Below are 13,354 nucleotides of genomic sequence, written 5' to 3'. Positions count from 1 at the left end.
TTTCCCCATGCACCGTGACGACACCCCCAGTAGGGCCGAGATCGGCCGGCGCGAACCACGCGGTTTGGCGTGCACAAAGTACTGGCCTGACGACGACGGTTGGGTATGCAACTGCATAGTTTTCCGAGGTAGTCGCCTGCTGCTTCTGCTGCGTGAATACGATGGATTCCTCGGTGGCCAATGGGATTTGCCCGGCGGCAAACTCGATGCCGGGGAAGAACCGTCAGAGGCCGCTGTGCGCGAACTGCGCGAAGAGGCCGGTCTGCGCGCAGCGGAGGTCAGCGAGTTTGCGCATTATTCCAATCCTGATTTGGGCGGGGAGAACTTCCGTTTCCACACAGTGACCTTCCTAGTGCGCGAGGCCGACGACACGCAGAATGTCCAGCTCAGCGGCGAGCATCCGGAGTTTAAATGGGTAACCCGAGAGCAGTTCGATGAGCTGCCGGTGGCCTGGTATGTCCGGCGTGTGCTTGGCAACGTCGAATGGGGCACAATAAATACTCATCATGGCGAATCTGATTAATTGCGAGAATATTTCTAAGTCCTTCGGGCTCAAGACTCTGCTCGACGGCGTTAGCCTCGGTGTTCAAGAGGGCGACCGCATCGGTGTTGTCGGCCTGAACGGTGGTGGCAAATCCACATTGCTGAAGATTTTGGCAGGCGTGGAGCCGGCGGACTCCGGACGTATTTCGCGAGCCAACGACATGGCCATGGCGCATGTTACCCAGGGCGCGGAGCTCGACCCGAACTCCACCGTGTTTGAATGCGTCATCGCACCGCTCGGCCTCGCTGAACACGAGTGGGCGGGTAACGCTTCCATCCGCGAGGTCCTCGATGGCATCGGTATCAATGACCTCGGTATGGATACCAAGGTCGCCAATCTCTCCGGTGGTGAGCGCCGTCGCGTTAACTTGGCGGCCGCACTGGTCCGCGATCTGGATCTGCTCATTCTCGATGAGCCAACGAACCACCTCGATATTGAGGGTGTGCAGTGGTTGGCCGATCATGTTCTTTCGCGCCGGGCAGCCCTGGTCGTCGTCACGCACGATCGTTGGTTCCTGGATACCGTTGCCACGAAGACGTGGGAAGTCCACGATGGCACCGTCGATTTTTACGATGGCGGTTACAACGACTGGACGTTCGCGCGTGCCGAGCGTGCGCGCCAAGCCGATGCCGCCGAGCAGCGTCGCCAGAACCTTGCGCGTAAGGAACTCGCGTGGTTGCGCCGGGGTGCGCCGGCCCGCACCTCGAAGCCTCGCTACCGCATCGAAGCAGCTGAGGCTCTCATCGCCGATGTCCCGGCGCCGCGTGATTCCGTGGAGTTGATGGCGTTTTCGCAGCGTCGACAGGGCAAGGTGGTCGTAGAGCTAGAGCATGCGTCCCTGGAAACGCCCGATGGTAGGGAATTGCTTAACGACGTCACGTGGCGTCTGGCCCCCGGCGAGCGCATTGGCCTGGTCGGTGTCAACGGCTCGGGTAAGACGACTTTGTTGCGCGCATTGGCGGGAGACTACCCCTTAAGCGATGGCAAGCGGATTGAGGGCAAGACGGTGCGTCTGGGTTGGCTGCGACAGGAGCTCGATGATCTGCCGCTGGATATGCGTGTGCTCGACGCTGTGGAGGACGTGGCGACCTACATTGACCTGGGCAAGAAGCAGATTAGCGCCTCGCAACTGGCGGAGCGACTGGGTTTTTCCCCGAAGCGGCAGCGCACCCCAATCGCAGACCTCTCCGGCGGTGAGCGTCGCCGCTTGCAACTCACACGCGTGTTGATGAGTGAGCCGAACTTCCTGCTGCTCGACGAGCCGACGAATGACCTGGATATTGACACGCTGCAGGAATTGGAAGACCTGCTGGACAATTGGCCGGGCACGCTGGTGGTCATCTCGCACGACCGCTACCTGATTGAGCGTATTGCGGACTCGACCTGGGCCCTTTTCGGCGATGGTGAGCTGACGAACCTGCCAGGTGGGATTGGTCAGTACCTCCAGCGCCGCGCACAGCTGGCTGACTCGGCCGCTAGTGGTGGTGCCTCTCAAGCAAATGCCGGTAGTCCGCAGACCCGTGGCGCAGCTTCAGAGGAGGATACCTCGAAGCTCTCGGCTGCGGAAGCTCATGCTGTCCAGAAGAAGATGAGTGCTCTGGAGCGGAAGATGGCGAAGCTCAGCCAGCAAGAAAGTGAACTGCATGCGCAGATGGCGGAAGCGAGTGCTGATGTAGCCAACTTGGACACACAAAAGCTGGCGGACCTCGATCGCCGTGCTGCGGAGGTGGTTGAGCAGAAGGCAGAGCTGGAGATGGAGTGGCTGGAGCTAGGGGAGCAGCTCGAGGGCTAGCATCTTACTTCAGCTACTAGCCGAACATTTTAGGTATGAGCCGGGTACTCGTGGTCAGCGTGCCCGGTTCTTTCAATTTGCACCGTGGCGTGTTCAATCCCGTGGACGTCGTGAAGCAGTGCCTGCGCGCGGTCGAGCAATGCGTGCTCGTCGCCGTTGGGGAGCGTGTCGCAGCGCACGAGATGGACAGATGCCAGTAGGTCGCTGCCGTTGAGGGACCAGACGTGGAGATCGTGGACATCGACCACTCCGTCCAAGTCAGACAGGTCAGCAGTGATTCTCTCAGTGTCGACGCCCTTCGGGGTGTACTCCAGCAACACGTGGAGACAGTCGCGCACCAGAACGGCGGCTCGGGGGACGATGAAGAGCGCAATCACGATAGAGACCACCGAGTCGATGGCAGTCCAGCCGGTGTATGCGATAGCGATAGCGGAGATAATGACGGCGACCGAACCAGCGGCGTCGACAAGCACGTGCAGATACGCGCCGCGGACGTTGACGCTTTCCTTGGCAGCGCCGGCGAGCAGAAACGCCGCAATCACATTGGTGAGCAGGCCGATGACTGCGATGATGAGCATCGACGTGGTTTGAATCTCAGATTGCTCCACTGACCCGAATCGCCGGATTGCGCCCCAGAGAATCACAGCGGCAATGATGAAAACTGTCAGACCGTTGACGAGAGCAGTCAGAACCTCAACACGACGGTACCCGTACGTCGCGCGGTGATTGGCTCCGCGCTGGGCGATAGCCAAACCGGCAACTGCCATAAGCAGGCCTGCGGAGTCCGTCACCATATGGCCGGCATCTGCCAGCAGCGCCAGTGAACCCGAGACCAAGCCGCCGATGAGCTCGGCGAGAAATACGACAAGAGTTAGACCCGCAGCTGCGAGCAGGCGACGGGCAGGAGTATTCGCGGGGTCAATATGAGCGTGGTCATGGCCGTGTGAATGACCGTGTGAATGACCGTGGCCGTGTGAGTGGCCAGAGTGTTCAGTTGTGTCCATAACCCCTAATGATAACAGGGCTATTCAGCCTCCGGAAGATAGCTATCCGCCCACGCATAAATCAGGTCAGCAGCGCGCGCGGCGGACTTAGCGCGAGTGAGCAAGTGGTCTGCGCGATCCAAGCTCATCAGGGATTTTGGATAGCGAGAGACCTGGAAAATCTTCTGGGCGCTATCGATACCAACAGTCTGGTCGGTCGGGGAGTGCAGAATAAGCAGTGGCTTGCGCAGCTGGCTGAGATAAACCTCCGGGTTGTAGTCCGCCAACACTTCCAAGAACTCACGGGAGATGGGAATGCCACGACCTTCAATCTGCAGAACCTGCGTGCCGTGCTCATCGACCGTCGAAATGTCACCGGCGATGCGCACAATCGAGTGTGCCGGATCGAAGGGTGCACCGATTGTCGCTACCGCCTTGATTTTCGGCATATCGTGGCCGGCGTTCAGCGCCGCTGCGCCACCGAGCGAGTGCCCAATCAGTAGCGAGGGGGCCTCAAATTCTGCCTCCATGAACTCGTAGGCGGCCTTAAGGTCATCGATGTTGGTCTGGAACGTCGTCTCACCGAAATCACCAGTGGACTGCCCGAGGCCAGTGAAGTCGAACCGGAATGCCGCAATGCCCTTCTTCGCCAGCGCCTTGCAGGTGCGTGACGCGCCGGGCACCATCCGATTACACGTGAAGCAATGACCAAATAGCGCCCACGCGCGTGGCTGACCGTCCGGCAAATCAATTGATGCAGCCAGAGTCTCGCCGGTCGATCCCGTAAATTTTAGGTGCTTTGTTGGCATAGGTTATATCCGCGTCTCAGTGTGTGCTCAATGTGTGTACGTTTTCGCTTTACGACGCCCGTTGTGGTGGCGACCGTACGCAATATTAAGCCCGGGTGCCACAAATAAGTGAGGGATTGGGCGAAAAATTCGACCAATCCCTCAATCTCCTAGTGGCTGTGAGTTAACGCACCGGAACCCCCGGCCCCAGCGGAATGCCCGCGAGATACCAGAGGACGAAGAATAGGAACCAGCCCACCATCATGCACAGCGAGTACGGGATAGCCAGCGACATCAGCGTGCCGACACCCGCAGGCTTGTAGTACTTCTGCAGGAAAGTCAGCGCCAGCGCAAAGTACGGCGACATCGGCGTAATGATGTTGGTCGGGGAGTCACCAATACGGAATAGCTGCTGGGAGACCTCTGGAGAGACGTTGACGTACATCAGCATCGGCACAACGACCGGCGCCATCAGAGCCCACTGTGCGGAGCCCGAGGTAATCAGCAGGTTGAGAACAGCCACCATCAGGACGAAGGCAGCAAAGAGCAACAGCGGCGGCAGATCCGCCTTGGTCAGGAATTCGGAGCCCTTGATAGCGGTCCACTGGCCGATATTGGACCACTTGAAGTAGGCCGTGAACTGCGAGACGGCGAAGAAGAGCACCATCATTGTGGTCAGTGTGCCCAGGCCGCGTTCCATGAAGGCGGGCACGTCTGCTGAGGAGGTGATGGTTTTGGCACCGATGCCGTACGCAATGCCGACCACTGCGAAGAAGAGGGCGATGGACACCACGACGTCGGTAAGCAGCACGGAATTCAAGATGCCGTCGCCTTCGCCGCGCAGAGGCGAACCCGGGATGAACAGGGCAGCGAACCAAAGCGCCAGGAAGATGACAGCGGCGATGTTGCCGTAGCGGAGGCCATGGCGTTCGGAGGGATTTAGAACGAGCTTATCGCGGCCGCTGTTGGAGCTGCTCGACGCGGTGTCCTGCTCCTTTTTCTTGGCGTTTTCCTCGGCAGCTTCCTCCGAAGCGCCCGGTTTGGTGAATTCCGCGGCATCGTGGTCAATGTGGTCGTCGTGGACGGTCTTCTCCACGTGCTTGGTAATAAAAAGTTCAGTAACGGCGGTAATAATCAGAGCCAGCACAATGGACGACGCCATGGTGAAGAAGTAGTTGGCCAGAGGTGAAACCACGTATTCCGGATCCACGAAGTGCGCCGCCTGCGTGGAGATACCCGCCAGCAGCACATCGGTGATGTTGAGCACCAGCGACGAATTGAACCCGGCTGACGAGGCGGCAAAGGCGACCATCGCACCGACAATGGGGTTACGACCAACTGCGGCGAATGAGGCGGCACCCAGCGGAATGAGAATCACGTAGACGGCATCAGAAGCGATCGAACCAGTCACGCCGGCCAGTGCAACAATGAATGTCAGCAGGACAGGGGAGTGCACCTTGGAAATTGCCGCACGGATTGCCGAGCCGATGTAACCGGAGTACTCCGCAATTGCGACACCGAGCATGCACACCAGAATCAGGCCAACTGGTGCGAAGTCCGTGAAGTTCGTTACCACCTCAGAAACCATCTTTTGCAGGTACTCTGCGGTAGCAAGGCTTTCCACCTCGATGATGTCACCCGACGCGGGATCCTTGGCCTGCATACCCGCAGCCTCACCGAGCCACGAAGAAACGATGACCACACCGGCAAGAATCACGAATAGCCAAAATGGATTTGGCAGTGCGTTGCCGATACGTTCCAGTGTTGCTAGGAACCCCTTTGGCTTCGGTGGCGCTTTGTCCGGTTCCAACGTTTTTGACTGTCCCATATATATAAATCCCTCTGTGTTAGACGTTGGTAAAAGGTTAGGGGAAAGTAAGTTGCGTCACAACGTAAAAGGCCAGAGGCATATGTATGTCGGGTGCGAGCGGGCGCATAAGGGAAAGTTAAGGGAATAGCTAGGGAATAGCTGTCGTGCACCTTCTTCGACTAGAGTTAATCAGGTTATGGGCAAGAAGAAGTCGAAGAAAGAAAAGGTCAGCGCCAACAACGCGGTGGTGGCCACCAATCGTCGTGCCCGCCATGACTACAACATTCTGGACACCTACGAATGCGGTGTCGTTCTCGTGGGCACTGAGGTCAAGGCGCTGCGCGAGGGCAAAGCATCGCTTAACGACGCCTTCGCGACCATCGATGACGGCGAAGTGTGGCTCCGCGGGCTGCATATCCCGGAGTACTCCTACGGTTCGTGGACTAATCACTCACCGCGTCGCTCGCGCAAGCTGTTGTTGCACCGCAAGGAGATTGACACCCTGTGGGGCAAGGTCCGCGATGGCAACAACACGCTTGTACCCCTGAAGCTGTATTTCACCGACGGCCGCTTGAAGGTCGAGCTCGCACTCGCCCGCGGTAAGCAGGATTATGACAAGCGCCAGGACATCAAGCGCCGCACGGAGGAGCGCGAAGCTACTCGTGCGCTGGGCCGTCGTGTGAAGGGCATCAAGGGGTAAAAGAGGTCTTCATTAGAAGAAACCCTTTTTAGAAGGGGAACTCAGTCGCATCGACTGGGAGGATGAGTAGGCCAATGACGTTTTCGTGACGGTCAAAGGCAACTCGAGCCATCCATTCGCCAGCCTCATGTTTGAGGGTGGTGATGACGAGACTTGTGCCGAGAATCTTCGACAGGAGTTTCTGCGAGGTCGGTTCCTTAGTCCTGGTTCCCCCGAGGCTGGTGACTTGGGTGTCGTCGAAAGATTCGAACGCCCCAGTCTCGGTGAGAACATCTTCCCAGACAGAGTGGATAGTGGACCAGGGGAGATCCTTCCGGAGCTTTGGGGAAATCATGCTTACGGTTTCTGCTTCTTCGCCGTTGATGATGTGGCGAAGGAATTTTTCGCCGAGCTCGGCGATATGTGTAGTTTTTGTGGCAGTCATCAATTCTCCTGAAACGGGGTTTTGGACACTTCCGAACCGCTTGAATGCCGCTTGCCGGGAGATATTGAGTACATTTCCAATCTCTGCCCATGAATGGCCCGCTGCGCGAGCCTGCGCCACGGCATCTTCAAGTTCTTGTTCGGCAATGTTCGTTGCTTGCAGTCGGTGACGGATTGTCGTCAATGGATCCATGACTGCAGTCAACCATTGGTTGACGTCAGTGTCAACCCGGAGTTGACATTCGGGGGGGGGGCTGTGGGCCTTGCGGCGAAGCTTGTTGACTTTTCCCGTCGTAAAGCGTTATTCTTGAACATCCTTTGAGTGCTACGCACTTTCCCGTGCTCGAAGGCATTGTATGGGGCTGACATGGTTTCGACACCGTACAGTGAGCCAGGGGAAGCGTGCCGGTGCAGGCTAGAGACCACCGTTAAGCGTCGTAGCAACTGATTAAGCGCCGAGAACACTCAGCGCGACTACGCTCTCGCTGCCTAATTAAGCGACTAGCGTGTCTGTCAGACCGGGCTTGCCCTTTGGTCCGGACCCTGGCATCGACTTAAAAGGGCTCGCCCGATGGGTGTGCCGTAAGGCTCATCGGGGATCTTCTTACTTGCGGCTGGGCCCGTCATTCGGACATGTTTGCCTGAGCCGAAGGGTCGAGTAGAGGCGATCGTGCGAACTGTGCACGGAGAAGCCCTGGCGAGTTGGCGGTGGACCCGAGTTCAATTCTCGGCAGCTCCACAAATAGAAATCCCCGGTCATTATGGCCGGGGATTTTGCTTTTTATATTTTTTATGTCGTGTAGTCGCTTTTCCCATCATCCGTCAATGGAACGCAGACAATTCGGATCCAAGCCTCCAGGTCGGCGGCAGATTCGCAGTACCAGAAGATTATTGCGCTGCTGCAGGAAGTTATCGACCTGGCAACAATTCTCTACGCCCTTCGCGCGCTGAAGGGGACGAGAGCGCATTAAGGTCATTGCAGAAGCAGACGCGGCAGAAACAAAAATGTAAAAACGGCGCCCACAGTGGCAAGAGGCAGCAAAAACCCTCGCCTCACTTTTCAAAGCGAGGCGAGGGTTTTTAGGGTTCTGCACTCTAAAACGCCTGAGCGACGTCGGGCAACCTTAGAAGGTGCTCTTGTAGACGTTGGCGATGGTGGTGCCAGTAACTGCCGAACCGTGGAAGGTCGGGTGGTTGGTCATGTTGTAGGAAGCAACGTCAGTATCCAGAATTGCCGAGACTTGACGCTCACCGTCCGGGCCGCACATTGCGACGTCAATGTTTGCAACGTTCTTCATGTTGACGAAACCGATGCCGGACTCATTTGCAGCGCGCTCCTGACGGTTCTGCAGAGCCATCTCAAACTGGTGCATGCCGGCAGCCGGAATGTGCGGTGCAAAACCTGCGGCGTTGACCGGGCAAGCGTAGTGAGTCGGGTCATTCGAGGTGAAAGCTGGGTAGCCAATCAGCATGACGCGAGCAGTTGGATTAGCAGCCTTGATTTTCTGTACCGCGGCAACAACGTTGGTGGTGTACAGGTCATCCTGAACCGGCATTGGCAGCACAGCGCCCTGCATTGCGTCATTGGCGCCAACGTAGATGGTCACTAGCTGGGTGGCCGGGCCGAGGGAGCCCTGAGCGATAGCGTTGTCAACCTGGCCCATCAGGGACTTCTGCGGCTGAGTCGGCATGAAAGCGGTAGTGCCGTTGCAGGAGTAGTCGTGCAATTCAAGACCGGTCTCGCGAGCAACGTGAGAGCCGATGTTCGAGACCGAAATCGGGCAGCCACCACGGCCCGGTACGGCCGGGTCGGACTGACCCGGGTTAGCAGCGAAGGAATCGCCGAAGGCAACGTAGTTACCAGTAGGAAGAGCGTTGGCAACACCGCCAGTCAGGAGGGAGGCTGCCAGCGCAGAAGCTGCAGCTGCCGAGGCTGCTGCACGGCGAACAACGTTGTTCTTCATAATTAAAAACCTCTTAGTTGAAAACCTATAGAAGGAAAAACTCGCGCTACACTCGCGATTTCTTCGCCACAGACCGTCCCTGGAAGAACCGAGTCCGACAGAACCAAGTCCGACAGAACCCTGAGCGGATACTTAAAGACGCGCCTTTATCACTTTGTTATACAACTAGGTTCTAGTCCTGATGTCAACCGGAACCAGCTAGTTATATGGATATTCGACTCTTTCAACGCCTCTTGTTTGTCTCTTATCGCTGGTAGGTGGAGTTATGAGTTACTTCCGAACGTGGAATACAGCGCAGCGATGACACCATCGGCTACCCCAGAACCATCTTTTAGCTCAATCTCATCTTCGGCAAAGAGGCCACGCTCATCCAGTTCCGCTTCTGTGGGGCGCGGCTGAATCAGTGTTAGGTGTGGACCTTCACTGATAACACCACTGAAAAGACGTGCCTGACGAGCCGCCTCACCATCCGCCTGCGCCCGTACCTCGTCCAGGGATGCACCCTCAAAACTGTCCGCCTGCTCCGGGGCAATCACCATAATCTCCTGCGCCAGCACGGCACCAACGACACCTGCCGGCCACGATGTCCGAGCGATAAAGTCCGCCAACTCAGGGCTACCACCTTCAATTCCCTCGGGGAGAGGTTCCTGCTCAACGACAGTCAGCGGGGCGCTGTCAATCAGCTCGTCGGCAAGCACGTCGGCAAGCGCGGCGGTGGGGACGAGGGCGAAGAGACTCGGGGCGCGGTCCCAACCTTCGGCGTGGACGTATTCGACAGCCTCGCGTACGGCGCGATTGAGTGCCTGCTGGCTGAGATGAGTCTGGGTTCCGCTGTTTTCGCTCATGACGCTTGACGACGCCCCTTTCCTGGCAACGCTGTATTAACAGCATCCTTAGTCAAATGTTAGGAACTTTATTTAGAGTAGATGACAGATAAGCGTACGACCGACTTACCAGCTCGCTGGCAAGTCAAGCTCAACTCGAACAGGAGAGACGTTGTCTCTAAACCAGACTCGACCGAGACGATCGGCGGGTGGCCGACCGGGGTGGCTGGCAATTACCGTGTTGGTGATTGCCGCGCTGACCTTTGTTATTCCAATCGCCGTCAATTTTTATACGGACTTTCAGTGGTTCGGTGAAGTGGGGTATCGAGGGGTATTCGCCACCACGTGGCTCACTCGTATCGTCCTGTTTATCACCGTAGGCCTGATAACGGGCGCACTGACATTTCTATCTATGTGGCTGGCGTGGCGCTCCCGTCCCGTCGACCTCGGGCTGACGGATCCGCGCAGCCCGCAGGCAGTGTACCGACGGATGGCTGAATCTGGTTCGAAGTCGATGTTCACCACGCTGCCTGTTGTATTCGGCGTACTCGGTGGCCTTGTGGGGCAGGGCAAATGGCAGACGGTGCAGCTGTTCTTAAACCGACAGTCCTTCGGTGAGACGGACCCGCAGTACGGCAAGGACTTGGGCTTCTATGCGTTCCAGTTGCCGCTGTGGTCGTACATCGTGTCGACGCTGGTTGTCCTGGTAGTTATTGCGTTCCTGCTGTCGCTGGTGACGCATTACTTCCTTGGTGGCATCCGCCCAGGTAACCCGACTACAGGGGAGAAGACCCGCGTTTCCAATGCGGCTCGTGCGCAGTTGGCGTGCTGGGCCGGTGTTTTCATGCTGCTCAAGGCTGTGTCTTACTGGCTGGACCGCTATGAGCTGCTGAATAACAAGCAGAAGACCTTCACCGGTGGTTCCTACACCGATATCAATGCGCTGCTGCCGGCGAAGATTACGCTGCTGGTCATCGCAATCGTCGTGGCCGCTGCATTCTTCGCGGCCATTTTCCTGCGCAATCTTTCGATCCCGGCGTTTGCCACCGTGCTGATGTTGGTTTCCGCAGGTCTGATTGGCGTGGCCTGGCCGATGGCAGTTGAGCAGTTCTCAGTTAACCCGAACCGCGCTTCCAAGGAACGCGAATACATTGCGCGCAATATTGAATCGACGCGCTACCACTACGGGCTTACCGACGACAAGGTGAAGGTCGAGCGCGACTGGGGCGTTCCGGCTGAAAAGGAAGGCGATAAGGAAGCCGCGAAGGAAGGTGCGGACTCGATTTCCCGCGATGCCGCTACTCTGGCCAATATCCGAATCCTGGATCCGGAAGTGCTGCCACGTACCTTCACGCAGCAGCGTCAGCTGAAGAACTTCTATGGTTTCTCCGATCCGCTTGCCATTGACCGCTACCAGATCGATGGCGCGTCCCGTGACTTCATCGTCGCTGCTCGTGAACTGAACCCGCAGACGCTGCAGGGTAACCAGACTGACTGGATCAACCGTCACACGGTCTATACCCACGGCAATGGTTTCGTTGCTGCGCCGGCTAATAAGGTCGACGAGGTTGCCTCCGAGTCCGGTTCCGCCCGCGGCGGTTACCCGCTGTACACCGTGGCTGACCTGTTCGAGTCCGAGGACCCGAACGGCATGAACCTGAACCTGAAGCAGCCGCGTATCTACTACGGCCCGGTTATCGCCAACAGCGATGCCGACTATGCGATTGTTGGCGGTAACGGTGACGGCAAGGACTATGAGTACGATGCCGACGGCCGTAACTTCACCTACGACGGTGAGGGCGGTGTTGGCGTAGGCGGACTTGCCAGCCGCATGATTTTCGCCACCCGTTACCAGGAGCTCAACATCCTGCTGTCCGACCGCATTGGGCCGGACTCCAAGATCATCTACAACCGCGATCCGCGTGACCGTGTTCAGAAGGTCGCCCCGTGGCTGACTACTGACACCAAGACCTACCCGGCTGTAGTCGATGGCCGTATGAAGTGGATTGTCGACGGCTACACCACGCTGGCCAAGATGCCGTACTCCCAGCGCATGAGCCTCCAGGAGACCACGCAGGATTCCATTAACCCGGATGGCACTCCACGCCCGCTGCCGAACAGCGAGGTCAGCTACATCCGCAACTCGGTCAAGGCGACCGTCGATGCCTACGATGGCACCGTTGAGCTCTACGAGTTCGATGAGAAGGATCCGGTGCTCAAGGCCTGGGAGGGTGTCTTCCCGGATGTGGTGAAGCCAAAGTCGGAGATTTCCGAGGAGCTGCAGGAGCACCTGCGCTACCCGGAGGACTTGTTTAAGGTTCAGCGTGAGCTGATGGCCAAGTACCACGTCAGCGATCCGGGCGTTTTCTTCGCCAATGACTCCTTCTGGTCCGTCCCGTCCGATCCGACCGCGCCGGAAGAGCAGAACCTCTCCCAGCCGCCGTACTACGTTGTCGCTTCCGATCCGAAGACCGGAAAGCCGAGCTTCCAGCTGATTTCCGCCTTCCGCGGTCTGGAGCGCGAGTTCCTCGCCGCCCAGATGAGCGCTTCCTCCGATCCGGAGACGTACGGTCAGATCACCATCCGTGCCCTGCCGACCAACACCCAGACCATGGGTCCGCGTCAGGCGCAGGACACGATGATGTCCGCAGATGAGGTCGCCCAGGACCGTACTCTGCTCGAGGGCACGAACGTGGTCACCAACGGTAACCTGCTGACGCTGCCGGTCGGCGATGGCGAGATTCTCTACGTCGAACCGGTCTACACCCAGCGCAAGGGCCAGGAGACCGCATTCCCGAAGCTGCTGCGTATTCTCGTCGCTTACCGCGGTCAGGTGGGCTACGGCGCCACGGTCACTGAGGCTCTGAGTCAGGTCGGTATCGATGCTTCCGCCGCGACTAAGGTCCGCGGTGAGGAAGAGACTGAGGAGCAGTCGGCGGATAAGGACAAGGATGCCGCTGACGCTGAGTCCGACGACGAGGCACCGAAGGAAGAGCGCAAGGTTGATGTCGCCGCGCGTGACGACGCCGCTCGCCGTATCTCCGACGCACTGCAAAAGCTTAACGACGCTCAGAAGAACGGTGACTACGCGGCGCAGGGCCAGGCACTTGCCGAGCTCGACCGCGCTGCCGCTGACTACCAGAAGGCCAACGGCCAGTAAGGCGTGCAACGAGTAGTTAGCCGAGAATCATAGGTTTCTATGGTCCGCAGACTCCCCAGGTTGTAGCGAAACCGGCTATGACCTGGGGATTGGTCTTTGTTGGGAGCATCGTGCTACAGTTACTTCTCGTTGGTCAGAGAGACCAGCGCCCGCTGTGAGTGCTTGTAAAAGCCAGGACAGTTGACGCGGGGTGGAGCAGCTCGGTAGCTCGCTGGGCTCATAACCCAGAGGTCGTAGGTTCGAATCCTGCCCCCGCCACTAAGAAAAGACCCCTACCGGTGCAAACGCCGGTAGGGGTCTTCTTTATTCTGGGGCCACATCACCGTTTTTCAGGGTTAAGTAGCAAAAAGTGTGTCTGACTTTCAG

At 58.0% G+C, this 13,354-nt stretch carries 10 protein-coding genes, 1 tRNA gene and 1 other RNA gene; 6 read left to right on the top strand and 6 right to left on the bottom strand.

Annotated features, from left to right (window positions below; translation table 11 throughout):
* The first annotated feature begins 7 nt into the window (after positions 1-7).
* Positions 8-523, top strand: a complete 516-nt coding sequence (locus HMPREF2920_RS09935) for an NUDIX hydrolase (RefSeq protein WP_070601720.1) — start codon at positions 8-10, stop codon at positions 521-523.
* A complete protein-coding gene (locus tag HMPREF2920_RS09930; RefSeq protein WP_049193064.1) occupies positions 507-2,336 on the top strand; it encodes an ABC-F family ATP-binding cassette domain-containing protein in 1,830 nt (609 codons plus the stop codon). The genes HMPREF2920_RS09935 and HMPREF2920_RS09930 overlap by 17 nt, the downstream gene beginning before the upstream one ends.
* A gap of 29 nt (positions 2,337-2,365) precedes the next feature.
* Here the strand turns inward: HMPREF2920_RS09930 and HMPREF2920_RS09925 are convergent, their stop codons facing one another.
* The 3 genes from HMPREF2920_RS09925 to HMPREF2920_RS09915 form a co-directional block, all read right to left on the bottom strand.
* Positions 2,366-3,340, bottom strand: coding sequence for a cation diffusion facilitator family transporter (locus HMPREF2920_RS09925; protein ID WP_016423250.1), 975 nt, complete (start codon positions 3,338-3,340; stop codon positions 2,366-2,368).
* Between the two features lie 20 nt (positions 3,341-3,360).
* Positions 3,361-4,128 carry an alpha/beta hydrolase family protein gene (locus tag HMPREF2920_RS09920; RefSeq protein WP_048733555.1) on the bottom strand — a complete coding sequence of 256 codons (768 nt, stop codon included), beginning with the start codon at positions 4,126-4,128 and terminating at the stop codon, positions 3,361-3,363.
* 163 nt (positions 4,129-4,291) lie between these two features.
* Positions 4,292-5,935 (bottom strand): AbgT family transporter, encoded by a 1,644-nt coding sequence (locus HMPREF2920_RS09915; RefSeq protein ID WP_070601721.1) that lies wholly within the window; start codon positions 5,933-5,935, stop codon positions 4,292-4,294.
* A gap of 178 nt (positions 5,936-6,113) precedes the next feature.
* Here HMPREF2920_RS09915 and smpB point away from each other — a divergent pair, with 178 nt between their 5' ends.
* Positions 6,114-6,617 carry an SsrA-binding protein SmpB gene (smpB, locus tag HMPREF2920_RS09910; protein ID WP_038626299.1) on the top strand — a complete coding sequence of 168 codons (504 nt, stop codon included), beginning with the start codon at positions 6,114-6,116 and terminating at the stop codon, positions 6,615-6,617.
* A 28-nt stretch (positions 6,618-6,645) separates the two neighbouring features.
* Here smpB and HMPREF2920_RS09905 read toward each other — a convergent pair whose 3' ends face one another.
* Positions 6,646-7,041, bottom strand: a complete 396-nt coding sequence (locus tag HMPREF2920_RS09905; protein WP_141764638.1) for a DUF3887 domain-containing protein — start codon at positions 7,039-7,041, stop codon at positions 6,646-6,648.
* A gap of 357 nt (positions 7,042-7,398) precedes the next feature.
* Between HMPREF2920_RS09905 and ssrA the strand changes: the two genes are divergently transcribed.
* Positions 7,399-7,782, top strand: a transfer-messenger RNA (tmRNA) gene (gene ssrA, locus HMPREF2920_RS09900).
* A 382-nt stretch (positions 7,783-8,164) separates the two neighbouring features.
* Here the strand turns inward: ssrA and HMPREF2920_RS09895 are convergent.
* Positions 8,165-9,004: a GDSL-type esterase/lipase family protein gene (locus HMPREF2920_RS09895; protein ID WP_070595367.1), complete on the bottom strand. Its 840-nt coding sequence runs from the start codon at positions 9,002-9,004 to the stop codon at positions 8,165-8,167.
* 263 nt (positions 9,005-9,267) lie between these two features.
* The gene (locus tag HMPREF2920_RS09890) at positions 9,268-9,849 is read right to left on the bottom strand and encodes a PPA1309 family protein (protein WP_070595368.1); all 582 of its coding nucleotides are present in this window, start codon (positions 9,847-9,849) and stop codon (positions 9,268-9,270) included.
* 151 nt (positions 9,850-10,000) lie between these two features.
* Between HMPREF2920_RS09890 and HMPREF2920_RS09885 the strand changes: the two genes are divergently transcribed.
* Both HMPREF2920_RS09885 and HMPREF2920_RS09880 read left to right on the top strand, forming a co-directional pair.
* Complete coding sequence (locus HMPREF2920_RS09885) at positions 10,001-12,988, top strand: UPF0182 family protein (RefSeq protein ID WP_070595370.1); 2,988 nt, start codon at positions 10,001-10,003, stop codon at positions 12,986-12,988.
* A 184-nt stretch (positions 12,989-13,172) separates the two neighbouring features.
* Positions 13,173-13,246, top strand: a tRNA-Met gene (locus HMPREF2920_RS09880).
* The last annotated feature ends 108 nt before the right edge of the window (positions 13,247-13,354 follow it).

Source organism: Corynebacterium sp. HMSC075F02 (assembly GCF_001838335.1).
Classification (GTDB): domain Bacteria; phylum Actinomycetota; class Actinomycetes; order Mycobacteriales; family Mycobacteriaceae; genus Corynebacterium; species Corynebacterium jeikeium_D.
The sequence above is the reverse complement of the archived record's forward strand: the minus strand, read 5'-3'. Positions and strand labels throughout refer to the sequence as shown.